Raw genomic sequence first — 26,983 nt, forward strand, 5'->3', positions numbered from 1 at the left:
TTGTCCACATCGGTGCCGGAGGGCTTTTGCGTGCGCGACGCGGTGGGATGCTGGAGCAATGCCTCCCCTGGACAGCGCTGCACCGCCCGAACGTCTCCGGGGCGCGGACGGTGATCCCGTAACCTCCACGGGAGGTGCCCTCTTCCACGCCGGTGACATCTTCACCTCGGCCGAGTTGCAGGCCATGAGGCTGGAAGGACTCGTGCGCCTCGTCATCGGAGACTCCTACCTCCGCAGCGACTTCCGTGAGGACCCGGCCACGCGGTCCCAGGCAGCAGCGCGCTGCATACCGCGCTCTCTCCGCCCGCGGGTGGCGCTGGGACGAATGTGCGCCGCCTGGATCTACGGGTGCGCACCCCCGCCGGCGCTGATCAGCCTCGTGTCGGACCACCGCCGCCGCACCACGGCCCTGCCGCCCTTCACGCCCGCGGTCCTGCACCAGGTGGCGCTCGGCCCCTTCGACGTCAACAGGGTCGGAGGTGTGTCCGTGACGACCCCGCTGCGTACGGCGGTGGACATCGCCGTCCACGGGGAGGACTGCGATGCCGTCCGGATCCTCAGCGCCATCGGCAGGGCGCGGGACCTCGACTGCCCGTTACGGCTCGTGGAGGCGGCACTGCTCGCGACGCCACGGGTGCCCGGCAAGACGCGTGCCCTGGCGAGGCTGCGCGCCGCCCAGCATCCGGGGGTCGGCAGGACGGAACCGGGCGCGCGTCAGGGTCGGCGCTGGGAGCCCGTGGTCCGGTAGACGTCGAAGACGCCGTCGATGCGGCGTACGGCGCTCAGGATGTGGTTGAGGTACTTCGGGTCACCCATCTCGAACGCGAACCGTGACATCGCGACCCGGTCCGACGACGTGTTCACGTTGGCGGCCAGGATGTTCACGTGGTTCTCGGCGAGCACGCTCGTGACGTCCGAGAGGAGGCTCTTGCGGTCCAAAGCCTCCACCTGGATCTCCACGAGGAACACACTCGACTGCGTCGGCGCCCAGTCAACGGGAACGATGCGGTCCGGCTGGTCGCGCAGTTCCTGCACGTTGCGGCAGTCGCTGCGGTGCACCGAGACGCCGGAACCCCTCGTGACGAAACCGATGATCGGGTCCGGCGGCACCGGGGTGCAGCAGCGGGCGAGCTTCACCCAGACGTCGCCGACGCCGCGGACCGTGACGCCGGAGTCCGAGAACTTGGGCCGGCGCGGCTGCGTGGCCACCGCCGTCTCGGCGATGTTCTCCTCGGCGCCCTCGTGGCCGCCCATCAGCGCCACGAGGTGCTCGATGACGTTCTGCGCCGACGTATGGCCGTCGCCGACGGCAGCATAGAGGGCGGAGATGTCCTGGTGGCGGAGTTCCTGGGCCACGGTCAACAGGGCGCTGTGCGTCATCATGCGCTGCAGCGGGAGGTTCTGCTTGCGCATCGCGCGCGTCAGCAGCTCCTTGCCCTTGTCGATCGCCTCCTCTCGGCGCTCCTTCGTGAACCACTGGCGGATCTTGTTCCTGGCCCGCGGGCTCTTGACGAAGCCCTGCCAGTCCTGGCTCGGACCCGCGCCCTCGGCCTTCGAGGTGAAGATCTCCACCCAGTCGCCGTGGTTGAGCTCGCTGTTGAGCGGCACGAGCTTGCCGTTGACCCTGGCGCCGATGGTCCTGTGGCCGACCTCGGTGTGCACGGCGTACGCGAAGTCGACCGGCGTCGACCCGGCAGGCAGCGCCATCACCTCGCCCTTGGGCGTGAAGACGAAGACCTCGCGCGCATTGATCTCGAACCGCAGCGAGTCGAGGAATTCGTCCGGGTCCGAGGTCTCCTGCTGCCAGTCCACGAGGCTCCGCAGCCAGCCCATGTCCCCGTTGTCGGAGGCCTCGAGCTGCCTGCTGCCGTTCTTGTACTTCCAGTGGGCCGCGACGCCGTACTCGGCGCGGCGGTGCATGTCGTGCGTCCGGATCTGGATCTCTACGGGCTTGCCGCCCGGGCCGATCACCGTGGTGTGCAGCGACTGGTACATGTTGAATTTCGGCATGGCGATGTAGTCCTTGAACCGCCCGGGCAGGGGGTTCCACCGCGAATGCAGCGAGCCGAGGGTGGCGTAGCAGTCGCGCACGCTGTCCACCAGGACGCGGACTCCCATCAGGTCATGGATGTCGTCGAAGTCCTTACCCCGCACGATCATCTTCTGGTAGATGGAGTAGTAGTGCTTCGGCCGGCCCGTGATCGTCGCCTTGATCTTCACGGCGCGCAGGTCTTCCTCGATCTGGTTGCGTACGAGGCTGAGGTGCTTCTCGCGCTCCGGCGTCCGGTCCCCCACCATCCGGACGATCTCCTCGTACACCTTCGGGTGGAGTGCCGCGAAGGACAGGTCCTCCAGCTCCCACTTGATGGTGTTCATGCCCAGGCGGTGCGCGAGCGGGGCGAAGATCTCGAGAGTCTCCCGCGCTTTCTTGGCCGAGGAGGCAGGCGAGACGAAGCGCCAGGTGCGGGCGTTGTGCAGGCGGTCGGCCAGCTTGATGACGAGGACGCGGATGTCCTTGGCCATGGCGACGACCATCTTGCGGACGGTCTCGGCCTGGGCGGCGTCGCCGAAGGACACCTTGTCGAGCTTGGTGACGCCGTCGACCAGCATGGCGACCTCAGGGCCGAAGTCGCGCTTGAGCTCCTCGAGCGTGTAGGACGTGTCCTCGACGGTGTCGTGCAGGAGTGCCGCGGCGAGCGTGGTGCCGGTCATGCCCAGTTCGGCGAGGATCGTGGCCACGGCCACCGGGTGGGTGATGTACGGGTCGCCGCTCTTGCGCGTCTGGCCCTCGTGGCTGCGTTCGGCGACGAGGTACGCGCGCTGAATGAGGTCGAGGTCTTCCTTCGGGTTGTTCGCGCGCACCGTCCGCAGGAGCGGTTCCAGGACCGGCGAATAGCCGGAGGAGCCCCGCCCGGTCAGCCGGGCGATGCGCGCCCGCGTGCGCCCGCGCCGTCCGGGCGCCACCTGATCGGCACTTGCCGCGGACGGGGCCGATCCCGGCGCTACCGCCGGCGGGTCCGGCTGGACGAGCCCACGGGACGGACCCGGACGCGGGCCCTCCGTGGCGATCGGACCAGGCGATCCTGGCGCCGCAGTACCCCCGTCATCGGGCCGCACTGCGGGATTCACCGCTTCAGCCATTCAAGTCCCTCAATCTCGATCCAGAATCCCGGAAGGATTCAAGATGCCACAGGTAACGCGACCTCTCCAAGTCTAGCCGGGGCTGATCCGGTGCACGCTGTGCTACCGCGCCGGGTGCGCCCCCGGAGACACTGCCTCGAGCGCACGGCGGTCCAGGACCTTCTTCTCCTGCTTCTTCAGGTCCGGCTCGTTGAGCCGCAGGGCCGCGTACAGCGGCGCCGCGATGAAGATCGTGCCCAGCGTGCCGAGGATGATGCCGATGAACAGGGCCAGGGAGAGGTCCTGCAGCGTGCCCGCGCCCAGCAGGAACGAGCCGATGAACAGGATGGAGGCCACGGGCAGGATCGCCACTACCGAGGTGTTGATCGACCGCACAAGTGTCTGGTTCACCGCGAGGTTGACCTGCTCGGCGAACGTGCGCCGCGTCGAGGTGGCCCCGTCCGCCGTGTTCTCCCGGATCTTGTCGAACACCACGACCGTGTCGTACAGGGCGTAGCTGAGGATCGTCAGGAAGCCGATGATCGCCGAGGGCGTCACCTCGAAGTTGCTGAGCGAGTACAGCCCGGCGGTCACGACCATCACCACCACGAGCGCGGCCATCGCGGCGAGGGCCATCTTCCAGGTGCGGAAGTAGATGGCCATCAGGATCGCGGCGAGCAGGACGAACACACCGAAGCCGATCAGGGCCTGGCGGCTGACGTCCTCGCCCCACGTCGGGCCGACGAAGCTCGAGGTCACCTGGTCCTCGCCCACGCCGTAGCCGCTGATGAGGTTGTCTCGGACGCTGAGCGTCTCGTCGTCCGTCAGGCGCTCGGTCTGGACGCGCATGGTGTCCGCCGCGATGTTGGTGACCCGCGGGACGGCGTCGGGGACGACGTCGGTCACGGCCGCTTCGCCGATGGCGGTGTCCGTGTTGTCCGTCGCGGAGACGGTGAACTCGGACCCGCCCCGGAAGTCGATCCCGAGGTTGAAGCCGCCCTTGAGCACCGGGATGATGATCGAGACGAGGATGGCGAGGCCGGCGATGAGGAACCAGAGGTTCCGCTTGGCGACGAAGGGGTAGGAGCGCTTCCCCGAGTACAGCTCGTTGCCGAAGGTGGCGAAGCTCGTGCGGCTCATTCGTTGTTCTCTTTCTGGGAAGAACCGGTGCGGCCCGCGAGGGCCTTCTGCTGCTCCGCGCGGCGGCGCTCGGCGATGGTCATGCGCCGTTCGGCTTCCGCCGAGGCACCCTTGTTCTTGGCCCGGGCGATGACGACGGGCTTCTCGGCGCTGGGCTCGCGCAGGCGGCCGGCGCCGCGGTAGAGCGGGATGCCACCCAGGCGGCTCGGATCGAGGCCGGACCACGGGTGGCCTTCGCCGAAGAACTTCGTCCTCGCTAGCAGCCGGAGGACCGGGTGGGTGAAGAGGAAGACGACCACGAGGTCGGCGATCGCCGTGAGGCCGAGCGTGAAGGCGAAGCCGCGGACGTTGCCGACGGCGACGAAGTAGAGCACGAGCGCCGCCAGCAGGTTCACTGCCTTCGATGCGAGCACGGTGCGTTTGGCACGGCGCCAGCCGTTCTCGACGGCGGAGATGAGGCCGCGGCCGTCACGCAGCTCGTCACGGATGCGTTCGAAGTAGACGATGAACGAGTCCGCCGTCTGGCCGATGGCGACGATGAGGCCCGCCACGCCGGCCAGCGACAGCCGGTAGTTCTCGGTCCAGCCGAGGATGCAGATCGCGAGGTAGGTCAGGACACCCGCGACGACGAGCGAGGCGATGGTCACGAGGCCGAGCAGGCGGTACTGGAACATCGAGTACAACGCGACCAGCAGGAGCCCGATGAGCCCGGCGACGAGGCCGAGCCGGAGCTGGTCCGCTCCCAGGGTCGCGGAGATCTGCTGTTCGCTCTGGATCTCGAAGCTGATGGGCAGGGCGCCGTACTTGAGCTGCTCGGACAGGGCCGCGGCGGATTCCTCCGTGAAGTTTCCGCTGATCTGGGGGTTGCCGTCCGCGATGACCGCGTTGGTGGTCGGCGCCGAGACGATCCGGCCGTCCAGCACGATGGCGAACTGGTTCCGCGGATCACCGGTACCGATCGCGTAGAGGCGCTCGGTCACCTCGCGGAAGGTCTTGGTGCCCTCGTCGTTGAAGTCGATATTGACGGCCCAGGTGTTGAGCGCCTGGCCCTGCGGGCTGCGCTGCAGCCCGTAGCTCGCGGTGGAGATGTCCGTGCCCGGGACCTCGACGGGCCCGAGGATGTACTTGCCCTGCGTGTCGGGTTCGCACGCGACCATGGGCTGGTCGGCCGGGGCCGGCTCCTCGGCAGGCTCGAGGGCCGCCGGGTCGAGGCAGTCCAGGGCCTCGAACTGCTTGTAGAGCTCGGGCGTGATCCAGTTCGGGTCACTGGCGTCCTTAGGCTCCGCAGCCGGCTTGGGGAGCTGGTCGTCGGGCGTCGGAGTCTCCGCCGGTGCCGCCTGTCCAGGGCCACCCGCGAGCACGGGCCGGAACTCCATCTGCGCCGATGCCTGGATCAGGTCACGGGTCTCGGGGTCCGGTGTCCCGGGGAGGGACACGATGACGTTCTGCCCGGACTGCGTGTTGATCTCGGCTTCGGCGACGCCGGAGCCGTCCACGCGCTGGCGGATGATCTCCACCGCCTGGTCGAGCTGTTCGGGAGTGATCTCGCTGCCGCCCTGGACGCGGGGGGCGAGGATCATCTGCGTCCCACCCTCGAGGTCGAGGGCCAGCCGGGGGCTCCAGCTCGCGGTGCTCCAGTAGGAACCCGCTCCCAGCAGGATTGCGAGCAGTGCTGTCAATGCGCCCAGCCAGACTAGTGTCCGCTTGGCTGCCGTCCCGGGACCGGTACGAGGCATGGTGGGGTGTCCTTATTTCGTGGCGCGGCGCGTGGCCGCGGTGATTCTGACAGGCGCGGTGCGAGGACCGACGCCTTGGGAATGCTAGTGGTCCGGGGTCGCTTTGGGGTCGCGGGGATCCCGCGCGTCGCGGCTTTCCTGCGCGGACTGCCTGTTCAGCCGCTCGAGGGTCTCCTCCGGCGTCTCGACGCCCGAGGTGGTACCCGCGGTTCCGGCGGCGGTGGACCCGGCGGAGGGGGTGCGGTCGACGGCGTCGATCGAAGACGTGTCCCCCGCGACCGGCGTCCCCGGAAGGGCGTCGTCGCGGGTGTCGTCGACGCGGGTGTCATCCACGCGCTCCTGCTCGACGACCTTGGACAGGGCCTGGGTGTGCACGGTGGCGAAGTTGCCGGGCGACAGTTCGAGGACCGCCTTGTTGTTCTCCTGGTCGATCGACACGATCGTGCCGAAGAGCCCGAACTGCGTCATGACCTCCGTGCCCGGTTCCATGCTCGTCCGCATCTCCTTCACCTGCTTCTGCGCCTTCCGCTGGCGCCGGAACATGGTGAAGATCAGGAAGGCCAGCGCCAGCGGCAGGAGGAGGGAGAAGATGTCGAAGGGAGGAGCATCTCCGGAGGCGGTCTGGGCAACTACATGTGCGAACACTGGGAATTTCCGTTCCTGGGACTGGGAGTGGGCGGCAGGACTGTGCCCCGGCACACATTCGAAGACACCAGTGTAAAGGGGAAAGCTGGGCGATCCCGCGTCAGGAGTCCGGCCGTGCCCAGCTGTCAAGGGCCGATTCGCTGCCGAGCAGGTCCTCGGGCGCCACCGAGAACAGGTCCTCCGGCATGGCTGCGGCGACGTTCTGGGGCATCTCGAGGCCCAGGTGTCTCCACGCGGCCGCCGTAGCGATCCTCCCGCGCGGCGTCCGCCCGAGCATGCCCTCCCGCACCAGGTAGGGCTCGGCGACGGTCTCGACCGTCTCGGGCTCCTCCCCCACGGCGATCGCCAGCGTCGAGAGACCCACGGGACCCCCGTTGAACTTGGTGATGAGGGCGGTGAGGACGGAGCGGTCCAGCCGGTCGAGTCCCCGCGCATCCACTTCGTACATGTCGAGCGCCGCGCTTGCGGACCGCGCATCGATCAGGTCGATGCCGTGCACGAGCGCCCAGTCCCGGACCCGCCGCAGCAGGCGGTTGGCGATACGGGGGGTGCCCCTCGAGCGGCCGGCGATCTCGGCGAAGGCCGCCGAATTCACCTTCATGTCCATGAGCATCGCCGACCGCCGGAGCACGAGCTCGAGTTCCTCGGTCGAGTAGAACTCGAGGTGGCCGGTGAAGCCGAAGCGGTCCCGGAGCGGGCCGGGCAGCAGTCCCGCACGCGTGGTGGCGCCCACGAGTGTGAAGGGCGGCAGTTCCAGCGGGATGGCCGTGGCACCGGGCCCCTTGCCGACGATGATGTCCACCCGGAAATCCTCCATCGCCATGTAGAGCATCTCCTCGGCCGGCCGCGACATGCGGTGGATCTCGTCGAGGAAGAGCACCTCACCGTCGGTCAGGGACGAGAGGATCGCGGCGAGGTCACCGGCGTGCTGGATCGCGGGACCGGAGGAGATGCGCAGCGGTGCGTTCATCTCCGCGGCGATGATCATGGCGAGCGTCGTCTTACCGAGGCCGGGAGGTCCCGACAGGAGGACGTGGTCGGCGCTGCGTCCGCGCAGTCGCGAGGCTTCGAGGACGAGCGACAGCTGCCGACGCACGCGCTTCTGCCCCACGAAGTCGTCGAGGTTCTTCGGCCGCAGTGCGGCCTCGATGGCCCGGTCCTCGGGATCGGCGGCCGGCGCGACGAGCGGCGCGTCCTGGGGATGCGGGTCCGTCATGACCCGACCTTCGCCCGCGCAGAGCTTCGCGCGCCGTCCTGCCCGAGGCGGCGCAGCGTGAGCTTCAGGATCTGGCCCACATCACCCGTCGCGGCGACCTCGGGCGCGTCGGCGACGGCTGCGTCGATGGCCGCCCCGGCATCCCTCTCGGACCAGCCGAGGCCCATCATGGCGGTGAGCACCTGGCCCTGCCAGGTCTGCTTCGGTACGCCCGGTGCCGACTCGAGGGGAACCAGCTTCCCGGCGAGTTCGAGCACGATGCGGCGTGCACCCTTGGGTCCGATGCCGGGCACCTTGCTGAAGGCCTTGTCGTCGCCGGAGGAGGCGGCGACCCGGATGGCGTCCGGCGCGTGGACCGCCAGCACGGCAAGGGCGAGACGGGGTCCGACACCGCTGACGGCCAGGAGGGTCTCGAAGACCTCACGCTGGTCCGCGTCCTCGAAACCGAAGAGCGTCATCGAGTCCTCGCGGACGATCATCGCGGTGGCGATGGTGGACTGCTCGCCCACGCGCAGCCCGGCGAGGGTCTGCGGCGTGGCCTGCACCTGCATGCCGAAGCCGTTGACGTCGATGACGGCGGAGTGCAGGCCCACGTGGGTCACTGTTCCGCGCAGGGAACTGATCATGAAGAGCTCCAAGGCACTTGCGGGACGGGGACGGCGGGCCGGGGCCCGCGTCGAACATACGTTCTAATGGATAACGGTACCGGCGTCCCGGCCAGGACGCGAGGAGCCACACCGGGAAGGGCGCTAGCGTCGTCGCGCCCGCGCCTCCGCCTCGGCCCAGATGCGCTGTGCGGGAGTCACGCTGCCTCCGGCTGCAGCAGCGCCCTGAAGCCCTACTCCCCTGCGCCAGGCATGGGTGATCGCGAGCGCCAGGGCATCGGCGGCGTCGGCGGGCCGAGGCGCGGTCTCGAGCCGGAGGATCTTCGTCACCATCTTCGTGACCGCCACCTTGTCCGCCTGGCCGTTGCCCGTGACGGCGGCCTTCACCTCGGTGGGTGTGTGGAGGGCCACCGGGATGCCGCGCCGGGCCGCGGCGACGATGACGACGCCGGACGCCTGCGCGGTCCCCATCACGGTACTGATGTTGGTTCCGCTGAACACGCGCTCGACGGCGAGGGCCTGCGGTTCGTGCAGGTCCAGCCACAGGTCGACGGCGTCCGAGATGACCAGGAGCCGCTCGTCGAGGCTCCTGCCGGCCTCCGTGCCGATCACGCCCACCGCGACGAGCGTCGAGCGCCGGTTCGGCTCGATGTCGACGACCGCGAGTCCGCAGCGTGTCAGGCCGGGGTCCACGCCCATGACCCGGTAGGTCACGGCGCTACCCTCCCTGCGCTGCCGAGCGGTGCGATGTCAGTCGTCGTTCTCGAGCTCGGCCAGCACGTCGTCCGAGAGGTTGGCGTTGGAGTAGACGTTCTGGACGTCGTCGAGCTCCTCCAGCGCGTCCACCAGCTTGAGGAACTTCCGGCCGCCGTCGGCGTCCAGGTCCACCTGCATGGACGGCACGAACTCGATCTCGTCGGTCTCGTACTCGATCCCGGCCTCCTCGAGCGCGCCGACGACGGCGCGGACGTCCTGCGGCTCCGAGATGATCTCGAAGCTGTCGTCGGACTCCTTGACCTCGTCCGCGCCCGCGTCGAGCACGGCCATGAGCAGCTCGTCCTCGGTGAGGCCGTTCTTGGCCAGGGTGACGACGCCCTTGCGGGCGAACAGGTACGACACCGACCCGGGATCGGCGATGCTTCCGCCGTTGCGCGTGATGCCGACGCGCACCTCGGACGCGGCACGGTTCTTGTTGTCCGTCAGGCACTCGATCAGCAGGGCCGAACCCTGGGGGCCTCGTGCCTCGTACATGATCGTCTGGTAGTCGACGGCCTCGCCGAGCAGGCCCGCCCCGCGCTTCACGGCGCGGTTGATGTTGTCGATGGGGACGGAGGTCTTCTTCGCCTTCGAGACGGCCAGTTCCAGCCCGGGGTTACCGGCGATGTCGGCACCTCCGGCGCGCGCTGCGACCTCGATGTTCTTGATCAGCTTCGCGAAGGACTTCGCCCGCTTGGCGTCGATCGCGGCCTTCTTGTGCTTGGTTGTTGCCCACTTAGAGTGCCCCGACATGCTTACGCTTCTCCTCTGATCATCCGAATAAACAATTCGTGGACCCGCCGCTCACCCGTCACTTCCGGGTGGAAACTCGTGGCCAGCAGGTTCCCTGAACGCACTGCCACAATTCTAGCGACCGGCGCCAAGTCGGCCTCCGCTCCGTGCTCTCCAGCCGCTTCTCCAGCCACCGGAGGGCCCGCCTGCGGTGTCTCTGCGGCAGGCACCTGTGCCAGCACCTGCACGCCGTCGCCCACCTTCTCCACCCATGGCGCACGGATGAAGACGGCCCGCACAGGGTCCTCGCCCGCGACGCTGCCGGTGGCGGCAAGTCCCCGGAAGTCTAGGTCCGCCTCGAAGGACTCACGCTGGCGTCCGAAGGCGTTGCGCCGCACCACCATGTCGAGGCCGCCGAGCGTCTGCTGCGGATTGCCGAGCCTGTCCGTGGACGGATCCGCGATGACGTCGGAGAGCAGGATCATGCCGGCGCAGGAGCCGTACACCGGCAGCCCGCCCGCGATGAGTTCGCGCAGCGGCTCTGCCAGGCCGAAGGTACGGGTCAGCTTGTCGATCGTGGTCGACTCGCCGCCGGGGATGATCAAGCCGTCGATCGCCGCGAGTTCCGATGGGCGGCGGACGGGAACGGCCCGCCCGCCGAGGGACTCGACGGTGGCGACGTGTTCGCGTACGTCGCCCTGCACGGCGAGCACGCCGACGACGACGTCACGGCGCTGCGAGGTCGACGCACCGGCGGCTCCAGGGGCTCTGGTAGCCCCGCCGGCCTCACCGTCGGAGGAGGAGGCGGCACCGGACGCGGACGTGGGTAGAGGGGCCGAGAAGGACGGGGAAGTCATCCCTCAATTCTAGGTCGCCCTGCCCGGGTTCCCGGCGCCGTGCGGGCGGGCGTGAGCAGCGCCTCCCGTCCGCGTCCCGGAAAGACCGGCGTGCCTGCGATAATTTGTAGGCATGAATCCCCTTCCAGTCCTCGTCGGCAAGGCCGTGCGCATCGCCTCCCGCCTGCGCGGCGGCGGCTCCGCGTTCCCCGGTCTGGTGGTCGAGCGCCTCGACCCCGGCTTCATGGGACGCGCGCTCTCGAACCTCCCCTACGGCGTCGTCGTCGTGAGCGGGACGAACGGCAAGACGACGACCACCAAGATGGTCGTGGAACTGCTCGAGGGTCAGGGCCTGAGCGTCTTCACGAACCGCACGGGCAGTAATTTCACGCGCGGCGTCGCCGCTGCACTGCTGGGCGAGGTCGACTGGCGCGGACGCCTGAAGGCCGACGTCGCCGTGCTCGAACTCGACGAGGCGCACGCCGTGCACTTCGTGAAGCTCGTGCCACCGCGGTACTCGCTCCTCCTGAACGTCCTGCGCGACCAGCTCGACCGGTTCGGCGAGATCGATGCCACGACCCGCCTGCTCGAGCGGATCGCGCTGGCCACCACGGGCACGGTGGTCCTCAACCGCGAGGACCCCCGCGTCGCGGGCCTGGCGTCGTCCGTCACGGCGGCCGACGTCGTCTACTTCGGCCTCGATGCGTCCCTCCGCAGCACGTTCCCGAACGACGACGAACTGCGCGGCGCCGCGGGCACCGCTCCTGCCTCCGCCCTGCCGGCCGACGTCGTCCTGCGATCGGTCGACGGCAACTCGGCGGAGTTCGAGGTGGAGGGCACGACCACGCGCACCGATCTCCGCCTGCGCGGCGTCTACAACATCTTCAACGCGGCGGCGGCCCTGGCGGCGGCCCGCGCCGTCCTCGGCGGGACCGCGGACAACGGCAGGCTGTTCTCCTCGCTGGCCGCTGTGGAACCGGCGTTCGGCCGCGGCGAGAGCCTCGTCGTCGACGGCCAGGCCCTCGAACTGGTCCTCGTGAAGAATCCGAGCGGATTCCGGCTGGGCCTGAAGTCCTTCGACCCTGCGGGCTGCGCGACGATGATCGCCATCAACGACAACTATGCGGACGGACGCGACATGTCCTGGCTGTGGGACGTCGACTTCGATTCCCTCGGCCTCGGCGGTGTGGACGTGGTCAGCGGCGTCCGCGCCTACGACATGGCACTGAGGCTGAAGTACGACGACGTCCGCGTGGGCGCCGTCGAACCCGACATCACCGAGGCGCTCCGGCAGTTCATCCGCGGATCCGACGGACGGCCCAAGCGGATCTTCTGCACCTACACTGCCATGCTCGCGGTGCGCCGCGAGCTCTCCAAGATCACGAAGGTTGAGGTGGTTTCCTGATGAGCGACGCCCCATCCGCCGGAGCCCTGACGAAGGCACCCGCCGACCCGTCCAAGGGGTCCCTGCGCATCCTGCAGCTGTATCCGCGGGAGATGAACATCTACGGCGACTACGGGAACGTCCTGGTCCTCAAGCAGCGCCTCGCGTGGCGCGGTTACGGCGCCGAGATCCTCGAGCACAACGCGGGGGACGCATTCCCGGACGACGTCGACCTGATCGTCGGCGGCGGCGGCCAGGACAGCGGGCAGGTGGTGATCCAGGACGACCTCCAGGCCATCGCCCCCACCCTGCGTAGGCTCGCCGAGGACGGCACCCCCATGCTCCTCATCTGCGGGCTCTACCAGCTCTTCGGCAACTTCTTCCGTACCCAGGACGGCACGGTCATCCCCGGCATCGGGGTCCTCGACCTGGAGACGCGGGGTGGCGCCGAGAGGCTGATCGGGAACGTCGTCGCCCGGAGCGACGAGTTCGGTGACATCCACGGCTACGAGAACCACAGCGGCCAGACCTTCCTCGGCGACGGGCTCAGGCCCCTCGCGACCGTCCTCAAGGGCGCGGGGAACAACGCGGAGGAGCACCACGAGGGCGCCCGCTACAGGAACATCGTGGGGAGCTACCTCCACGGCTCCCTGCTGCCCAAGAACCCTGCCATCGCCGATTTCCTGCTGCGCACCGCGGCGGAACGGAAGTTCGGCGCGTTCGAGGACGACGGCGTGGACGACTCCCTCGCGTACCTGGCCCGGGAGCACGCGGCCGCAAGGCCTCGGTAGGCGGGACACCGCGTTGCGCGTCGCCTGCTCCATGGTGTGCGGCAACGGTCTGTGTCATCGTGGACCATGTCCGTTCGACGCCTGCGCCCTGAGGGACTCGTCCGCAGTCCGGCTTTCAGCCACGTCGCGATCGTGCCGGCCGGCGCGACCACGATCTACGTGGGCGGCCAGAACTCCGTCGCCGCTGACGGCTCACTCCAGGGTGAAGGGGACGTCGCGGTCCAGGCCGTGCACGCGCTGGAGAACGTGACAACCGCGCTCGCCGCCGCTGGTGCGACCCTCGGCGACGTCGTGCAGTGGACGGTGCTGTTCGTCGACGGAGCCGACCTTGCGGCCGGGTACAGAGCGATCGCGTCGGACCTCGCATCGGATGAACCGGCACTCGTGACAGCAGCCCTGGTCGCCGGGCTGGGCGTTCCGGGCGCCCTCGTCGAAATCAGTGCCGTCGCCGCCGTCATGCCCTGACGGGGCCCGCCCTCTCGCTGCCGGATCAACTGCCAAATCAACTGCCGGATCGCCTGCCGGATCGCCTGCCGGATCGCCTGCTGCACGCCCGCAGATAGCTTCCGGACCGGCCCGGATCAACTGCCGGATTGCCTGCTGCACGCCGGCAGATAGCCTCCGGACCGCCCCGGGTCGTCGCCAGATCGCCTGCTGCACGCCCCGGGTCACCCGGTGCCCGTGTCCTGCCGGCCCTCCTTGATGGGCGGAAGTGCCGTCAGCGGCCGTCCATGGGCGCCGATTCCTGCAGCACGATGCCGTTGCCGTCCGGGTCGTCGAACTGCACGAAGCGCCCCCAGGGCGCCTCCTGCAGGGCGGAGACCGCCACACCCGCAGCCGCCAGGCGCGAGGAATCGCCGTCCACGTCGTCGGTCTCGAGGACGAGCCCCTTCAGCGATCCTGCCGGCATCGAGGGGAACCAGGTGACCAGGGTCAGCGCCGTCTGCGATCCGGCGGGGGCCACCATCACCCACCGCATCTCGGGCCCCATGAGCGTGTCGGACAGCACGACGAATCCCAGCGACCGCACATAGAAATCGCGCGCCCGATCCTGGTCCGAGACGGGGACAGAGACCACTTTGACCGCTGTGAGTGCCATCCGGCAAGGCTTCCGGTGGAGCCGGACGCTGTCAAGGATCCGCGCCCTCGCGGAGCCGTCGTGGCACCGTCGTCGGACGCGCCCGGCCGCCCGAACCCGACGGGGTAGTGCATCAAGGGAGGACATCGTGCAAAAGTTGGTTCCCATGAGCAACCCTTTCCTCGAGCCCAGCACCCTGGACTACCAGCTGCCACCCTTCTCCGCCATCCGGGACGAGCACTACCTGCCGGCTTTCGATGTCGGTTTCGCCGAGCACCTGGCCGAGATCGACCGGATCACGGACTCCGACGAGGCCCCCACGTTCGAGAACACGCTCGTCGCGCTCGAACGTGCCGGCAGGACCCTCGACAGGGTCTCGCGCGTGTTCTTCAGCAACTCCTCCAGCCACGCGACGAAGGCGATCCAGGAACTCGAGCAGCAGGTCGCCCCGCGCATCGCCGAGCACGAGGACAACATCAAGCTCAACCGCGCGCTGTTCGAGCGCCTCCGGAAGGTGCCGGTCGACGGGCTCGACGAGGAGTCCGCGCGCCTGGTCGAGGAGTACGTCCGCAGCTTCGTGCGGGCAGGAGCCGAGCTCGACGACGCCGCTCAGGCCACGCTCCGGGGACTCAACTCCCAGCTGTCGGCGCTCAGCACCGAGTTCTCGCAGAAGCTGCTGAAGGACACGAACGATTCGGCGCTCCTGCTCGACTCCGCCGACGAGCTCGACGGCCTGTCCGCCGATGCCATCTCCGCCGCCGCGTCGGCAGCCGCGGAGGCAGGCCACGACGGCAAGTACCTCCTGACGCTCATCCTGCCCACCGCGCAGCCGGCCCTGGAGTCGCTCACCAACCGCGAGGTCCGGCGCCGGCTCCACGAGGCGTCCGTCCAGCGCGGCGCGCGCGGCAACGACGCCGACACCCTCGCCATCGCCACGCGCATGGCCACCCTACGTGCGGAGCGCGCCGCCCTCCTCGGCTTCGACACGCACGCCGCGGCCGCCACGGACAACCAGACGGCGCCGTCGCTGGAGGCGATCCTGGACCGGATGCGGGAGCTCGCTGCTCCGGCCGTGCGCAATGCGCGGGCCGAAGCCGCCGAGCTGGAGGCCGAGGCAGGCCACCCGATCGAACCCTGGGACTGGGCCTACTACGCGGGGAAGGTCCGGAAGGCGAGGTTCGACGTCGACCTGGACGCGCTGCGCCCCTACTTCGAGCTGGAACGCGTGATCAACGACGGCGTGTTCTATGCCGCCAACCGGCTGTACGGGCTGACCTTCACCGAGCGTCCGGACCTGGTGGGCTACCACCCCGACGTGCGCGTGTGGGAGGTCTTCAACGAGGACGGCTCGGGACTCGGCCTGTTCCTCGGCGACTACTACACCCGCGACACGAAGAGCGGCGGCGCGTGGATGAACTCCTTCGTGGACCAGTCGCGCCTCGACGGGACGCGCGCCGTCGTCATCAACAACCTCAACATCTCGAGGCCCGGAGCCGGCGAGCCGACGCTGCTCTCGTACGACGAGGTGGTGACCGCGTTCCACGAGTTCGGGCATGCTCTGCACGGGCTCTTCTCCGATGTCACGTATCCGCTGTTCGCGGGGACGTCCGTCCCCCGGGACTTCGTCGAGTACCCGTCGCAGGTCAACGAGATGTGGATCCTCTGGCCGGAGATCGTCGCCAACTACGCGCGGCACCACGAGACCGGCGAGGCTCTCCCCCAGGACGTGATCGACCGCATCCACGCGGCAGGAACCTGGGGCGAGGGCTTCGAGACCACCGCCTACCTCGGGGCGACGCTGCTGGACCTGGCCTGGCACTCGATCCCCTCCGGCACCGTTGTCGAGGACCCCCTCGCCTTCGAGGCCGCGGCGCTCGCCGACGCCGGGGTCGACTTCGCCCCCGTGCCTCCGAGGTACCGCACGTCCTACTTCAAGCACATCTTCGCCGGCGGGTACGCGGCCTCCTACTACGCGTACATCTGGAGCGAGATGCTCGATGCGGACACCGTCGAATGGTTCAAGTCCTCCGGCGGCCTGACGCGCGGGAACGGCGACCACTTCCGTCGTGAACTGCTGTCGAGGGGCAACAGCATCGACCCGCTGCAGGCTTTCCGCACGTTCCGCGGACGGGACGCGGACCTGCATCCCCTGCTCGTCCGCCGCGGCCTGGCATGAGCGGCGTCGCGGGTGGCGCACCCGCATGGTGACCATCGCCCAGAGCCAGCGGCTGCACACGGCCTGGTTCACCGCGCTGGCCTCGGCGACGGGCGGGAAGACCTTCTCGACGCACGGCACCACGTGGATCTGGCTGCCCGCGCGACGCGAACTGATGATGATGTTCCCCGACGCGGTCAGCGCGCAGGCCGTGAAACCCGCGCTGGCCGAGGGCGTGCGGCTGCGCGCCTCCACCGTCCGCGTCTGGCTGAACGGCGCCGTCGACGCCGCAGAGCTCGGCCCCCTCGGGTTCAGCCCGAGCTGGCAGCCCTGGTGGATGGCGGCGCCCGTCGCGGCCGTGGTGCGGTCGGCCGACGACGACGCCGTCCTCACCACCGAGGTGCCCGACTACTCGGGACCCCTGGAGCAGGAACTGCGCGTCGCCCGCTCCCAGCCGACGCAGGCCTGGCATGCGGTGACGAGGGACGAGCGGGGAGGCGCCGTCACGGGTGCCGCGTACTCCTTCTACCCGCACGGGGTGGCCGGCCTCCGCCAGCTCGGCGGGATCCACCACCTCGAGGTCCTCCCCGACGACCAGCGGCGCGGGCTGGGCACGGCACTGCTGAGCGCGACGGCGCGTGCGGCGGGCGACGCGGGGGCCGTGGACCTCTGCGTCCATGCCACGCCCGAGGGGTACCCGTTCTTCGCCCGCCGCGGGTTCACGCTGCTGGGGCGCGGCAGGACCTACTCCCTGCAGCTCTGACCGGGCCACGTCGGGGACGGTGCGACGGGCACCAGGATCGGATCCCTTGACCCTGCCCCTGGGGCCGGGCGGAAGGTCGGAACGTGGCACCACCGCCACGCAGGCATCCCAGGAGGTAGCAGTGCCGCTGATGAGCAGCGGAACCTTCAGTCGCAGGACGCGCCTGAGCAGTAAGGCCCTGCGCCTGTATGCCGAGAGCGGGTTGCTCCCGCCCGCGCACGTCGATGCGCGGAACGGTTACAGGTACTACGCCGACGAACAGGTCGCCGATGCGCGCCTGATCATCCTGCTCCGCGGACTCGACATGCCCCTCGACACGGTTGCCCGTGTCCTGGCGGCGGACGACGGCAGGCGCGCGGACCTCGTCGTCGCGTACTGGGCCGGCGTCGAAGCGACCGTGCTCGCCCAGCGGCACCTGGCCTCCTACGTGATGTCGCAACTCGCCGAGGGGAAGGATCAGCTCATGAATGTGAAGACGCGGGCCTGCGATGCCAGGACCTATGTGACGGAGCGGCGACGGGTGAGTCCGGAGGAGATCCCGGACTTCATCCAGTCGTCGTGCGCCCGGCTCGCGCCGGTCGCCGAGCGGCTCGGCGGGTGGGCAGGACCCCTGACCACTATCTACCGGAACCCCGTCAACGACGAGACGGACGGGGTCGTGGAGAACGGGATCCCGGTCCGGGAGGACGTCACGCCGGACGACGTCGGCCGAACCGCCGAGCTTCTCGTCGAGCCCGCCGGCGAGGAGGCCTTCACCCGCATCACCCAGGCGCAGGTGCGGTATCCGCAGATCCTGCAGGCCTACGACGCGGTGTACGCGTGGCTGGCGCGCGAGGGACTGACGCCGTCGCTCCCCCCGCGGGAGATCTACTTCGCCCCGTTCGACGCCGCGCACCCCGAGGCGGAGGTGTGCGACGTCGCCGTCCCCTTCACCAGATAGCACCCGGGGGGGCGGCAAAAAGGAAGGACCGCAGCCGGGTGGCTGCGGTCCTTCCGACGCTCGCGTGGCTGTTACCAGCCGCGCTCTGCGAGGCGGTGCGGCTGCGGGATCTCGTCCACGTTGATACCGACCATGGCCTCGCCCAGGCCACGGGAGACCTTGGCGATCATGTCGGGGTCGTCGTGGAACGTGGTCGCCTGAACGATCGCGTGGGCGCGCTCGGCCGGGTTGCCGGACTTGAAGATGCCCGAGCCGACGAACACGCCGTCCGCACCGAGCTGCATCATCATGGCCGCGTCCGCAGGGGTCGCGATACCGCCGGCGGTGAACAGGACCACGGGAAGACGGCCCGCGGAGGCGACCTCCTTGACGAGCTCGTACGGTGCCTGCAGTTCCTTCGCCGCCACGTACAGCTCGTCCTCGGCCATGGAGGACAAGCGGTTGAGCTCCGAGCGGATCTTGCGCATGTGCATCGTGGCGTTCGAGACGTCCCCGGTGCCGGCCTCGCCCTTGGAGCGGATCATCGCGGCGCCCTCGTTGATGCGGCGCAGCGCCTCCCCCAGGTTGGTCGCACCGCAAACGAAGGGAACCGTGAACTTCCACTTGTCGATGTGGTTGGTGAAGTCCGCGGGCGTGAGGACCTCGGACTCGTCGATGTAGTCGACACCGAGGGACTGCAGGACCTGGGCCTCCACGAAGTGCCCGATGCGCGCCTTCGCCATCACCGGGATGGACACGGCCTCGATGATGCTGTCGATCATGTCGGGATCGCTCATGCGGGAGACGCCGCCCTGGGCGCGGATGTCCGCGGGAACCCGCTCGAGCGCCATGACGGCTACCGCACCGGCGTCCTCGGCGATGCGGGCCTGCTCGGCGGTGACGACATCCATGATGACGCCGCCCTTGAGCATCTCGGCCATTCCACGCTTGACCCGGTTGCCACCGGTCTGTGCTGTGGTTGCCGAATTGTCTTCAACGGTGGACACGACTTGCCCCTAAAGGTAGAAAAAAGCTGACCCTTCATGATACGCCGCTGGAGCGGGCGCTCCGGCGGCGCCGTCGTCGTCCTGCAGAGGCAGGGGCACCCCGAAGGCGCGCTGTTTCCGGAGTCCTCTGCGCCAGTTCTCCCCGATCACGCTGGTCGCGCTGCCGCACCCTGTTCGGCGAGGAACTCCGCCCAGGTGCGCACCCCGCGCTGCGCCCCGGGGCCGGCGAGATTCTCGCCGGCCCGGTAGGCGCGGCCGATCGCTCCGGGTATGCCGATGGGCAGCTTCGGGTGACGGTGGCCGAAGAAGTCCGAGTAAGCGGCGAGCAGTTGGACGATGTCGAGTACGTCCGGTCCGACGATATCGGCCACACGGCCGGCTGGTTCCGCGAGGGCGAGCTCGGCCAGGCGGGCGGCGACCTCGTCGACGTGCACCGGCTCGAAGCGCAGGCCACCCGGTGCCGGGGTGAGCGGCATGCGGGCGAGACCCTTCACCACGGGGAGAACGAAACCGTGCAGTTGCGCGACGCGCACCACCGTCCACGGAATGCCGGACTCCGCGATGGTCCGCTCGGACGACGCCTTCGCGCGGAAGTACCCGATCGGCATCCTGTCCGCGCCCACGACCGAGATCAGGATGAGGTGACGTGCCCCGGCCGACCGGGCCGCACCCGCCAGATGGCGCGCCGCGACGTCGTCACCCTTGGCGCCGCCGGCGAGATGCAGCACCGTGTGCACTCCTTCCAGCGCCGGTCGGAGGCCGGCACCGGCGACCGTGTCGCCTCCGACGTGTTCGATGCCGGACCCGCCGGGGCGCGGGTGGCGGCTGAGGATGCGCACGTTTAGGCCGGCGGTCCGCAGGATCGGGACGACCCGACTGCCGATGGTGCCGGTACCTCCGGTCACCAGGATGGGTGTATTCATCGTCCGACTCCCTGGTCAATAAGTCCGGCGAGGCTGTGTGTCTCGTCGGTAGGGTGACGATTTCCACCACGAGGATGTGACATGACCGATCAGGAAATTCTCGCTCGGCGCTTCGAGAACGCCCGGCCACGACTGGTGGCGATCGCCAGCCGGTTGCTCTCATCGGGGGCCGACGCCGAGGACGTGGTGCAGGAGACGTGGCTGCGCCTGGAGCGCACCGACGTCGACTCCATCGAGAATCTCGATGCCTGGCTGACGACAGTGGTCTCCCGGGTGAGCCTTGACCTGCTGCGGGCACCCCGCCGCGCACGCGAACGTTCCTGGCAGGTCGAGCCGTGGCGGGATGAGCCGGTCGCGCCGGACGGGGACCCGGCGATGGAAACGGAGCGCAGCGACGAGGTGAGCGCGGCACTCCTCATCGTCCTCGATACCCTCAGTCCGGCCGAGCGGGTGGCGTTCGTCCTGCACGATGTCTTCCGTTGCCCGTTCGAGGAAATCGCCGAGGTGCTCGACCGGTCGGTGGCCGCAGTCCGCCAGCTCGCCTCCCGTGGTCGGCGGCGCGTCAGGAGTGCCCAGGCGACGGTCCCGCCTTCGTCGCGACGCGCGCGCGAGCTCGTCGGCGCATGGTTGGACGCGGCCCAACACGGCGACTACACGGCGCTGCTCCGCCTGCTCGATGAGGGCGCCGTGCTGCGCGCGGACTACGGCGCGAGCAGCCACGTCATCGAAGGCGCGCGGGCCATCACGGAGCAGGCCGTCCTGTCAGCACGGTTGGCTGCGCACTCGATGCCCGTCCTGATCGACCGGCGTCCCGGCGTGGCCGCGGTACTGAAGGGACGGGTCGTGTCCATCATGGCGTTCACGATCGTGGACGGAAGGATCACGCGCCTCGACGTCCTCGCCGATGCCACGCGCCTGCAGCACCTCGACGTGGGCGGCATTCTCGGACCTGAATAGCGCGAGGGTTCGGCTTGCGTCCGGTCAAAGAATCCTTTGCTGAACACTCTGGAGGAGTCACGTTGTGGTGTGAGCGCGTCGTTGGAGCTCTCGGTGAACGGTAGTGCGAGAAACGCTGAGTAGTTCGGCGATCTCTACTTGTGTGTGTTCGCCAGCGTCATGGAGATAGAACAGATGTGTGCGCTGAATAGGTGAGAGCTTGGGTTGCTTGCCGCGAAGCCGGCCCTTGGCTTTCGCTACTGCCATGCCCTCCCGAGTCCTCATACGGATCAGATCCGACTCGAATTCCGCTACGATACCCAAGATGTTGAACAGAAGCCGTCCGACCGGATCGGAGGGGTCATAGGCGCTACCGCCGAGGCTGAGTGCCACGCCCTTCCTCGTGAGTTCATCGGCGATGTCGCGAGCATCAGGTAGCGAGCGAGCCAATCGGTCGAGCTTCGTGACAACAAGGGTGTCGCCCTTACGACAGGAAGCCAGTGCTTCGCGTAATCCGGGACGGGCCCGATTCGTTCCGGTGAACCCGTGATCCACGTGGATGTTTTCGGCCTCTACTCCAAGTGCAAGCAGACTCTGCCGTTGGCCGGTCAGGTCCTGGCCAGCGGTCGATACGCGCGCGTCCCCGATCTTCACCAGATCAGTGGTGCAGATAAGGCGCCTGAGCGTGCGTTTTCACCGTGCAGGTCTTAGGCTCCTCCCCCTGTCCGACTGGCGCTGACTGCTTGTCGTTTCTCGAAGTCGCCTGCACGGGCGCAGACCGACCGGCTTACGGGCGCTCTTGTGGTGATGCTGTCCAGGTTCTTGTCTTGGCAATTTTGGCCGGCCTTATGCTCTGGGTTGCTTCGGTTTCTTCGAACGGTTGAATGCTGAACCCGACATTTGGTTCTGCGAAGATTGCAAGATGGCCGAAAAGCGTACTAATCCTGACTCACTTCCAACGCCCTCTGACCCCACAGGTCCTTGTCCTTGGTGTGGGAGGGTTTCTAGTTTCGATGTTGGCAAGATGGTCCCTCTGTCGTACGGCGGGAGCGAGAGTATGCGTTACCCCGACCATAGGCTGACCCCTGTGCACTGTCAGGGCTGCAAAAAAGGGACCGTCGTAGTCACGGACAGCATAGGTCAAGGGCTGATGTGGTGGCCGGTGCCGGGAGCAGGAGTTCTCGACTCACAGGTCAATGGCAGCGTAGCTTCGGCCTACGACGAAGGGATGCGATCCCTTGCCGTAGGAGCGAATCGAGCGGCCGCCGTGATGTTTAGATCGGCACTGCATCTGTTCGTAAAGGACAAAGGCAGCGAAAAAGCTCAAGCGGAAAGACATCTCAAAACTGCCCTTAAGCACATGAAGAACGATGGAGATCTGCACCGTTCTTTATGGGAGTGGGCCGATCACCTCAACCAGCTCGGCAACGAAGGCGCCCACCCAGAGGACTACGACGACGTCACGCCAGAGGAAGCCACAGGGCTGGGTAAGTTCGTGCGGCATCTCATCCGGCACGAATACGAGATGCCGGCACAGTTGCTCCGTGACCAAGGTCTGCTTCAGGAGTAACAAAGTCACTAGAGGACCGATTTATGGCACAAGCCGGACAGCGCCAAGCCTGCGAATAGGGCCGCTCCGTTGTGTTTTTGGTCGTCCGGCGTCATACCCTGCGACCGGTAAGAGATCCTCCTGCGGGATGCCGCCTGGCTGACGACCGTGGGGAGCAGTAGCGTGGCATGACCTACGAAGGAAGGCACGAGATGGGGGAACAAGGTAGCAACGGGCCGGACAGGAAACTGCACTGGTCACAGACCAATAGATTTGCGGTCCTCACAAGCATTTTTGGGGCGGTCGTCGCTGCCGTCATTACCGTCACCCTGTTTCTCTCTGGGGAGACATTGTGGGGCTTCCTCATGCTCATCGCGTTCCTTGCCAGCATCACAGCCATGACGCTGAAATTCAGGCGGCCTAAAAGGGGTGGGGGTGCACCTTAGCTATCAGCGCCCGCTGATCGACATGCCCATCGGGGACAGCTGCGCGCCTAAGTATCGAATACGAACGCTCGACCGCGGACGGTTAGGAAGTATGCACCATGAAGGCCGCGCCTGTTCCGCAGGGACCTAGCAAGGCTTCCGTCAGTTTGGGCGCCTCGCTTTCTTCAACGACTAGAGAAGCGTGTGCTCCGCACGCTGATGTCATTGACGAGTGTTTGGTAGGTTTCCAGTACGCAGGACAACCTCCCCTCGGCCGCCTGTGAAGCACGAGGCGTACTCAACGGGTCTTCTGCTAAGGAATGAGGGGCATCGTCCAAATGGCGCTACTGCAGAGATAGGCTCTCATTATGGGAAACCCGGCAGCGGAGCTGCATGAGCTATTCGTACGTTGGTCGTCCAATGCTGAACTCGCTCCTTACATAGCGCGAGAACTCGCCGCCGGCGACGATTCGGATCGGGCCTTCGATGACCACATCCGAGCCATGCGACTGATCTCGGAAATAGACATGCTCATCGCTCGACTGGAGCAAACCCTTCCCAGTGCGTCTTCCTACAGAAAAAGCCTGCGACGCTGGGCGGGAGCCTTGATGAACTATCCGCAACAGTGGCAAGGGCCAAAGCAGGCGCAGTTGCCGTTTACTGACCTAGTTATGAACACCCTAGAAGGGCTTGCGGTGACCATCGACGCAATGGGACCCGTGATCGACGTCGGCGGCGAGGAAAAGCTAAAGGCGTTACTCGTTGAGATTGAAGAGCTGTTGAGTGATGACGACTCGATAGACGGCCTTGTTCGCGGACATCTTTACGAAGCTGTCAAGCTACTGCGGCGGTACCTTGATGACGTCGAGTTTTATGGGGAGGCCGACTTTGCCGCGGCTCTAAGGGATCTTTGGGTCACAATGAACGCTGCATCCAACCAAGCGGACACAGAGCACAAGGGACGATGGGATAGCCTCCTTGACCGGGTTGGCGTACCGGCGGCCGCGACAGTCCTTGGCAGCATGCCGACCATCGCACTACAAGCGATCGGTATGGCGACAGGAACGGGCGGGGCATAACCACCTTCCGTGAGCACGCGCCTGGTAGGGCGGCGTGAAGAATCTGAACGCACAAGGATCGGCAACCGCAACGTATCACCTTGTGTAGGGGCGTTCTCAGGGCTACAACCTGGGCACGGCGCGTAGCCGTCAGAAGGCCGAGCCCACCTCGATGCCAATCTACGCATGTAACCCGTTCGATTTCCGATGCCTCGTAAGGACCAGACTGAACCAAACAAGGGTCGAAACCGCTGGAAGGGCTGCACCGATTGTGAGGTCGTATTTGGGAAATTTGCTTATTTGAGTTGACCCGTCTGCCATCGTAAACTCGCATACAATGCCCATCGGGAAATATGTGTATTCGGTACGAGGCGGGGAGCCGCCTTCAGGCGTATGGACCGATCCTTCAGGCAGGTTATTGAGACAGACAGATTGAATGCTGCCCTCTCGCCTTGTTATAGCGGCAGAATCGACGTATCCGAGTGAGACGAACCAGATACCAGAGAGGATCGCGGCGAGCAGAAAGATGCCGACGTTTCGGCTCATCAAGGGACCCCCATAGTCGAGCTTTCACTCTGACACCATAAACAGCGGATCCGCAGTGGCCCTTGAAGTCGTTATGTATTCGTTACCGAGGACTTCGGATTGTATGAAACGGAACGACATGGTCAGACGAAGAGGTGGGGGCAAAATCATGCGAGACAGGGCTGCATGGCATCGCCTGGCCGAGCGAGAATTCGCAAGGACGGCGGGCTCTACAGAGGTTGGCCGGCGGGTTGGCAGTCACCGCAGGAATTGGTGTCCCGCAAAACGATCCCCAGCGTGCGCTGACAACGTCGTGGCGAGTTGGGTTCTACTCGTTGTATTCCACGTCAGCGAAGGCTCTCACTTCTGCTCGGAGTTCCTCAGCTATGTTTGCACCGTCAGTTCTCCATGCGGCTTCGTGCTCAGGCGTACTCCAACCACGAAGATGTAAGCTCTGGGCCTCCCACGTGTCATACCAGGCGCGAAGCCTCTGCGTGAGGTGCTCTGACAGTCCGAAGTCTGCAGGTTCGATCGCGTACTTGGGGGACGCTCAGGCGTGCTGTTCTCCCACAGCGGCCAATGATGGCCGTAGTCAGGAAACAGGCGGATGGTGCGGCGGGTAGATTCCTGTGCCATAGCCGAATAGTAAAGCTGCCAGCACAATCTCCTCGAAAAGCGCGCGGGGGGTTCAGCCGCCACGTCTTCCCGGAGGATCAACTTGCGGCCCGAACGTAGCTGGCTGGGGCAGGTTTTGGGGGATACGAAGCTCTCCCCACCCGAAATGACTTTCGGCAATGAAGTCTTGAAGCTCGCTCTGCACAAAACGAACAAGCGCGTCCACGCCATCGTCAAGGCGGAGACTGCCAGATCCGCCCTCTTCGCCCAGCACCTGCCACCGGACACAAGTGTCGTTCGTCTTGATGACGGTGTCGGCGGGAAGGTCTCTGCCATTCGCACCGTCGGCGACCCTCTCCAGCCGAAACGTCAACGATCCTAACTCTGTGGGGCTGAGCATCGACTCGAAGATGGGCTCAAGGAGTCGCTTTACGTCTCGCACATACTTCAATTCGGCCATGTGCTCACGAAAGCGACCCCAAAGCGGCCAGCGCCTGACTTGACTGCCCGTAGGCCGATCTTTCAGCGGGAAGAACCTCACTGAATTGGTTTGGTCTGGGGCAGGATATGAAGTGTGGTCAAGAGAACGTCTGATGAGGCGAGCCCCCAGGTCCTGTCCAAGAAGGAGTACGAGAAGGAGCTGCTGCGGTTGCAGGAGGAACTTGTCGCCTTGCAGGAGTGGGTGCGCAAGACCGGGACGCGGCTGGTTGTTCTTTTCGAAGGACGCGACACAGCCGGTAAGGGCGGAACGATCCAACGCATCAGCGGTGCGTTGAACCCGCGCTCGTGCAGGGTTGTTGCACTTCCAGCTCCGACTGAACGCGAACGTTCGCAGTGGTACTTTCAGCGCTATATTTCCCATCTCCCAGCGGCAGGGGAAATGGTGCTGTTCGACCGGTCTTGGTACAACCGGGCCGGTGTGGAGCGGGTGATGGGGTTCTGCACTGATAAACAGTATGCCGACTTCGTCGATACCGTGCCCATGCTCGAGGAGGCGTTAGTTTCCGATGGAATCGTTCTGGTGAAGTACTGGTTGAGCCTTTCCGACTCCGAGCAACGCCGTCGATTCCAGTCCCGTATCGATAACCCGGCCAAGCGTTGGAAGCTGAGCCCCATGGACCTTGAGGCACAGGCCCGGTGGGTTGACTACGCCGAGGCGAAGGACAAGATGTTCGAGTTCAGTGACACTGCGCGCAGCCCGTGGTGGGTGGTGGACGCCGACAACAAGAAGGAGGCCCGGCTCAACCTGATAGCTCATCTGTTGTCGCTGTTCCCGTATGAGCAGCCGGAGTTGCCGGACATCGAGTTGCCCGAGCGCCAGAACCGGGCCTACGAGCGGCCGCCGTTGGACCGCCAGCGGTTCGTGCCTCAGCGCTACGAGATCGGGACATCGGAAAAAGGGCCGAAGGGCGAAAACGAATCTGCCTAGCCCAAATTACGCTGAGGGGAGCAATCGTCGATTGCTGCGACAAGGGTCTCGTCGTTGGATTCTAGATCCGCCTGCACTAGCTGCCGATTGGTGCGCGTATGCGAATCCCCGGTCGCACTTAGCTTTCAGTCAAACCTCACGAAAGCTCGTATGGATCCTCCAGCGAATTCGTCTGTCTGCGTGTAACCGAGAGCTTCGTAGAATGCTTTTTGCTTTGGCTCGTCATCAGTGATGAGGACCTTCTGCCGTACGTGCGAGTACTGTTTGAGGGCTCGCTCCGCAAGAGCACGTCCTAAGCCCCTCCTGTGGTGTGATGGCCGGACGAGGATGTCTTGGAGGTAGCAGATCGAAGCACCGTCGGAGATCACGCGCGCCAATCCGACAAGCATCTGACCGTCGCGGGCAGCCACGAGTGTCGACGATCCTTCGAGTGCTTTTTGAAGAGCGTCCGGATCCTTGGTGTAGGCAAGCCATTCCACCGCGTTGTAGAGCGCGAGAACGTCGCTCAGTACTAGGTCCTGAGCCTTCACTACCTCGATCGTGGTCATGATCCATCGAAACACAGCGCAAACTCCCGTTCGTACTCGAGGTATCGCGTGTATCCGCTCGAGGATCGGTCAGCGGACCCTCGCCGTTGTGT

At 66.7% G+C, this 26,983-nt stretch carries 26 protein-coding genes; 12 read left to right on the plus strand and 14 right to left on the minus strand.

From position 1 onward, the window contains the following. Nucleotides 1–58: 58 nt before the first annotated feature. Nucleotides 59–748 (plus strand): hypothetical protein, encoded by a 690-nt coding sequence (locus tag ACX80J_RS09285; RefSeq protein WP_459347552.1) that lies wholly within the window; start codon nucleotides 59–61, stop codon nucleotides 746–748. Here the strand turns inward: ACX80J_RS09285 and ACX80J_RS09290 are convergent. The 9 genes from ACX80J_RS09290 to pdxT form a co-directional block, all read right to left on the minus strand. Beyond that, nucleotides 715–3,141, minus strand: a complete 2,427-nt coding sequence (locus ACX80J_RS09290; protein ID WP_459344546.1) for a RelA/SpoT family protein — start codon at nucleotides 3,139–3,141, stop codon at nucleotides 715–717. The genes ACX80J_RS09285 and ACX80J_RS09290 overlap by 34 nt on opposite strands. Nucleotides 3,142–3,243: 102 nt before the next feature. After that, nucleotides 3,244–4,260 (minus strand): protein translocase subunit SecF, encoded by a 1,017-nt coding sequence (gene secF / locus ACX80J_RS09295; RefSeq protein ID WP_459347553.1) that lies wholly within the window; start codon nucleotides 4,258–4,260, stop codon nucleotides 3,244–3,246. Beyond that, nucleotides 4,257–5,996 (minus strand): protein translocase subunit SecD, encoded by a 1,740-nt coding sequence (gene secD / locus ACX80J_RS09300; protein WP_459344548.1) that lies wholly within the window; start codon nucleotides 5,994–5,996, stop codon nucleotides 4,257–4,259. Before secD ends, secF begins: the two co-directional genes overlap by 4 nt. 84 nt (nucleotides 5,997–6,080) lie before the next feature. Further along, nucleotides 6,081–6,641, minus strand: a complete 561-nt coding sequence (gene yajC / locus ACX80J_RS09305; protein WP_459344549.1) for a preprotein translocase subunit YajC — start codon at nucleotides 6,639–6,641, stop codon at nucleotides 6,081–6,083. Nucleotides 6,642–6,741: 100 nt separating this feature from the next. After that, nucleotides 6,742–7,857 (minus strand): Holliday junction branch migration DNA helicase RuvB, encoded by a 1,116-nt coding sequence (gene ruvB, locus ACX80J_RS09310; protein ID WP_459344550.1) that lies wholly within the window; start codon nucleotides 7,855–7,857, stop codon nucleotides 6,742–6,744. Further along, nucleotides 7,854–8,483 carry a Holliday junction branch migration protein RuvA gene (gene ruvA / locus ACX80J_RS09315; protein WP_087073363.1) on the minus strand — a complete coding sequence of 210 codons (630 nt, stop codon included), beginning with the start codon at nucleotides 8,481–8,483 and terminating at the stop codon, nucleotides 7,854–7,856. Before ruvA ends, ruvB begins: the two co-directional genes overlap by 4 nt. A 123-nt stretch (nucleotides 8,484–8,606) precedes the next feature. Further along, nucleotides 8,607–9,176 carry a crossover junction endodeoxyribonuclease RuvC gene (gene ruvC, locus ACX80J_RS09320; protein ID WP_459344551.1) on the minus strand — a complete coding sequence of 190 codons (570 nt, stop codon included), beginning with the start codon at nucleotides 9,174–9,176 and terminating at the stop codon, nucleotides 8,607–8,609. A gap of 36 nt (nucleotides 9,177–9,212) precedes the next feature. After that, a complete protein-coding gene (locus ACX80J_RS09325; protein ID WP_459344552.1) occupies nucleotides 9,213–9,971 on the minus strand; it encodes a YebC/PmpR family DNA-binding transcriptional regulator in 759 nt (252 codons plus the stop codon). Nucleotides 9,972–9,973: 2 nt separating this feature from the next. Next, complete coding sequence (gene pdxT / locus ACX80J_RS09330) at nucleotides 9,974–10,807, minus strand: pyridoxal 5'-phosphate synthase glutaminase subunit PdxT (RefSeq protein WP_459347554.1); 834 nt, start codon at nucleotides 10,805–10,807, stop codon at nucleotides 9,974–9,976. A gap of 112 nt (nucleotides 10,808–10,919) precedes the next feature. Here pdxT and ACX80J_RS09335 point away from each other — a divergent pair, with 112 nt between their 5' ends. The 3 genes from ACX80J_RS09335 to ACX80J_RS09345 all read left to right on the plus strand — a co-directional run bounded on the left by ACX80J_RS09335 (nucleotide 10,920) and on the right by ACX80J_RS09345 (nucleotide 13,426). After that, nucleotides 10,920–12,191, plus strand: coding sequence for a MurT ligase domain-containing protein (locus ACX80J_RS09335; protein WP_459347555.1), 1,272 nt, complete (start codon nucleotides 10,920–10,922; stop codon nucleotides 12,189–12,191). Continuing rightward, the gene (locus ACX80J_RS09340; RefSeq protein ID WP_459344555.1) at nucleotides 12,191–12,961 is read left to right on the plus strand and encodes a type 1 glutamine amidotransferase; all 771 of its coding nucleotides are present in this window, start codon (nucleotides 12,191–12,193) and stop codon (nucleotides 12,959–12,961) included. Before ACX80J_RS09335 ends, ACX80J_RS09340 begins: the two co-directional genes overlap by 1 nt. A 66-nt stretch (nucleotides 12,962–13,027) precedes the next feature. After that, nucleotides 13,028–13,426, plus strand: coding sequence for a RidA family protein (locus ACX80J_RS09345; RefSeq protein WP_459344556.1), 399 nt, complete (start codon nucleotides 13,028–13,030; stop codon nucleotides 13,424–13,426). A 253-nt stretch (nucleotides 13,427–13,679) separates the two neighbouring features. Here the strand turns inward: ACX80J_RS09345 and ACX80J_RS09350 are convergent, their stop codons facing one another. Next, nucleotides 13,680–14,060, minus strand: coding sequence for a VOC family protein (locus ACX80J_RS09350; RefSeq protein WP_459347556.1), 381 nt, complete (start codon nucleotides 14,058–14,060; stop codon nucleotides 13,680–13,682). 145 nt (nucleotides 14,061–14,205) lie between these two features. On the opposite strand from ACX80J_RS09350, the gene ACX80J_RS09355 reads away from it, so the two are divergent. The 3 genes from ACX80J_RS09355 (at nucleotide 14,206) to ACX80J_RS09365 (ending at nucleotide 17,897) form a co-directional block, all read left to right on the plus strand. Beyond that, entirely contained in the window at nucleotides 14,206–16,215 is a 2,010-nt protein-coding gene (locus ACX80J_RS09355) for a M3 family metallopeptidase (RefSeq protein ID WP_459347557.1), read from the plus strand. Nucleotides 16,216–16,240: 25 nt separating this feature from the next. After that, on the plus strand, nucleotides 16,241–16,957 hold the full coding sequence (locus ACX80J_RS09360) for a GNAT family N-acetyltransferase (RefSeq protein WP_459347558.1): 717 nt from the start codon (nucleotides 16,241–16,243) through the stop codon (nucleotides 16,955–16,957). Nucleotides 16,958–17,087: 130 nt separating this feature from the next. Then, nucleotides 17,088–17,897: a MerR family transcriptional regulator gene (locus ACX80J_RS09365; RefSeq protein ID WP_459347559.1), complete on the plus strand. Its 810-nt coding sequence runs from the start codon at nucleotides 17,088–17,090 to the stop codon at nucleotides 17,895–17,897. A 71-nt stretch (nucleotides 17,898–17,968) separates the two neighbouring features. On the opposite strand, the gene pdxS is transcribed toward ACX80J_RS09365, so the two are convergent. Both pdxS and ACX80J_RS09375 read right to left on the minus strand, forming a co-directional pair. After that, on the minus strand, nucleotides 17,969–18,883 hold the full coding sequence (pdxS, locus tag ACX80J_RS09370) for a pyridoxal 5'-phosphate synthase lyase subunit PdxS (protein ID WP_087073377.1): 915 nt from the start codon (nucleotides 18,881–18,883) through the stop codon (nucleotides 17,969–17,971). A gap of 146 nt (nucleotides 18,884–19,029) precedes the next feature. Next, a complete protein-coding gene (locus tag ACX80J_RS09375; protein WP_459347560.1) occupies nucleotides 19,030–19,806 on the minus strand; it encodes an SDR family oxidoreductase in 777 nt (258 codons plus the stop codon). Between the two features lie 81 nt (nucleotides 19,807–19,887). Here ACX80J_RS09375 and ACX80J_RS09380 point away from each other — a divergent pair, with 81 nt between their 5' ends. Further along, nucleotides 19,888–20,763 carry a sigma-70 family RNA polymerase sigma factor gene (locus tag ACX80J_RS09380; protein WP_459347561.1) on the plus strand — a complete coding sequence of 292 codons (876 nt, stop codon included), beginning with the start codon at nucleotides 19,888–19,890 and terminating at the stop codon, nucleotides 20,761–20,763. Nucleotides 20,764–20,820: 57 nt separating this feature from the next. Here the strand turns inward: ACX80J_RS09380 and ACX80J_RS09385 are convergent, their stop codons facing one another. Then, on the minus strand, nucleotides 20,821–21,396 hold the full coding sequence (locus ACX80J_RS09385; RefSeq protein WP_459347562.1) for a recombinase family protein: 576 nt from the start codon (nucleotides 21,394–21,396) through the stop codon (nucleotides 20,821–20,823). Nucleotides 21,397–21,799: 403 nt separating this feature from the next. Between ACX80J_RS09385 and ACX80J_RS09390 the strand changes: the two genes are divergently transcribed. From ACX80J_RS09390 to ppk2, 4 genes are all read left to right on the plus strand, one after another. Beyond that, nucleotides 21,800–22,312: a DUF4145 domain-containing protein gene (locus ACX80J_RS09390; protein ID WP_459347563.1), complete on the plus strand. Its 513-nt coding sequence runs from the start codon at nucleotides 21,800–21,802 to the stop codon at nucleotides 22,310–22,312. A 167-nt stretch (nucleotides 22,313–22,479) separates the two neighbouring features. Further along, entirely contained in the window at nucleotides 22,480–22,737 is a 258-nt protein-coding gene (locus ACX80J_RS09395) for a hypothetical protein (RefSeq protein ID WP_459347564.1), read from the plus strand. A gap of 347 nt (nucleotides 22,738–23,084) precedes the next feature. Further along, complete coding sequence (locus ACX80J_RS09400; RefSeq protein ID WP_459347565.1) at nucleotides 23,085–23,795, plus strand: hypothetical protein; 711 nt, start codon at nucleotides 23,085–23,087, stop codon at nucleotides 23,793–23,795. A gap of 1,693 nt (nucleotides 23,796–25,488) precedes the next feature. Beyond that, a complete protein-coding gene (gene ppk2 / locus ACX80J_RS09405; protein ID WP_459347566.1) occupies nucleotides 25,489–26,343 on the plus strand; it encodes a polyphosphate kinase 2 in 855 nt (284 codons plus the stop codon). A gap of 125 nt (nucleotides 26,344–26,468) precedes the next feature. Here the strand turns inward: ppk2 and ACX80J_RS09410 are convergent, their stop codons facing one another. Further along, a complete protein-coding gene (locus ACX80J_RS09410) occupies nucleotides 26,469–26,891 on the minus strand; it encodes a GNAT family N-acetyltransferase (protein WP_459347567.1) in 423 nt (140 codons plus the stop codon). Between the last annotated feature and the right edge of the window lie 92 nt (nucleotides 26,892–26,983).

It is taken from the genome of Arthrobacter rhamnosi (assembly GCF_054510975.1).

Excerpts from the sequence above, each read along its gene's own strand:
- ACX80J_RS09285 (WP_459347552.1), top strand. The coding sequence starts at position 59 with ATGCCTCCCCTGGACAGCGCTGCACCGCCCGAACGTCTCCGGGGCGCG.
- ACX80J_RS09290 (WP_459344546.1), bottom strand. The coding sequence starts at position 3,141 with ATGGCTGAAGCGGTGAATCCCGCAGTGCGGCCCGATGACGGGGGTACT.
- secF (WP_459347553.1), bottom strand. The coding sequence starts at position 4,260 with ATGAGCCGCACGAGCTTCGCCACCTTCGGCAACGAGCTGTACTCGGGG.
- secD (WP_459344548.1), bottom strand. The coding sequence starts at position 5,996 with ATGCCTCGTACCGGTCCCGGGACGGCAGCCAAGCGGACACTAGTCTGG.
- ruvB (WP_459344550.1), bottom strand. The coding sequence starts at position 7,857 with ATGACGGACCCGCATCCCCAGGACGCGCCGCTCGTCGCGCCGGCCGCC.
- ruvA (WP_087073363.1), bottom strand. The coding sequence starts at position 8,483 with ATGATCAGTTCCCTGCGCGGAACAGTGACCCACGTGGGCCTGCACTCC.
- ACX80J_RS09325 (WP_459344552.1), bottom strand. The coding sequence starts at position 9,971 with ATGTCGGGGCACTCTAAGTGGGCAACAACCAAGCACAAGAAGGCCGCG.
- pdxT (WP_459347554.1), bottom strand. The coding sequence starts at position 10,807 with ATGACTTCCCCGTCCTTCTCGGCCCCTCTACCCACGTCCGCGTCCGGT.
- ACX80J_RS09335 (WP_459347555.1), top strand. The coding sequence starts at position 10,920 with ATGAATCCCCTTCCAGTCCTCGTCGGCAAGGCCGTGCGCATCGCCTCC.
- ACX80J_RS09340 (WP_459344555.1), top strand. The coding sequence starts at position 12,191 with ATGAGCGACGCCCCATCCGCCGGAGCCCTGACGAAGGCACCCGCCGAC.
- ACX80J_RS09345 (WP_459344556.1), top strand. The coding sequence starts at position 13,028 with ATGTCCGTTCGACGCCTGCGCCCTGAGGGACTCGTCCGCAGTCCGGCT.
- ACX80J_RS09350 (WP_459347556.1), bottom strand. The coding sequence starts at position 14,060 with ATGGCACTCACAGCGGTCAAAGTGGTCTCTGTCCCCGTCTCGGACCAG.
- ACX80J_RS09355 (WP_459347557.1), top strand. The coding sequence starts at position 14,206 with ATGAGCAACCCTTTCCTCGAGCCCAGCACCCTGGACTACCAGCTGCCA.
- ACX80J_RS09360 (WP_459347558.1), top strand. The coding sequence starts at position 16,241 with ATGGTGACCATCGCCCAGAGCCAGCGGCTGCACACGGCCTGGTTCACC.
- ACX80J_RS09365 (WP_459347559.1), top strand. The coding sequence starts at position 17,088 with ATGAGCAGCGGAACCTTCAGTCGCAGGACGCGCCTGAGCAGTAAGGCC.
- ACX80J_RS09375 (WP_459347560.1), bottom strand. The coding sequence starts at position 19,806 with ATGAATACACCCATCCTGGTGACCGGAGGTACCGGCACCATCGGCAGT.
- ACX80J_RS09380 (WP_459347561.1), top strand. The coding sequence starts at position 19,888 with ATGACCGATCAGGAAATTCTCGCTCGGCGCTTCGAGAACGCCCGGCCA.
- ACX80J_RS09390 (WP_459347563.1), top strand. The coding sequence starts at position 21,800 with ATGCGTTACCCCGACCATAGGCTGACCCCTGTGCACTGTCAGGGCTGC.
- ACX80J_RS09395 (WP_459347564.1), top strand. The coding sequence starts at position 22,480 with ATGACCTACGAAGGAAGGCACGAGATGGGGGAACAAGGTAGCAACGGG.
- ACX80J_RS09400 (WP_459347565.1), top strand. The coding sequence starts at position 23,085 with ATGGGAAACCCGGCAGCGGAGCTGCATGAGCTATTCGTACGTTGGTCG.
- ACX80J_RS09410 (WP_459347567.1), bottom strand. The coding sequence starts at position 26,891 with ATGACCACGATCGAGGTAGTGAAGGCTCAGGACCTAGTACTGAGCGAC.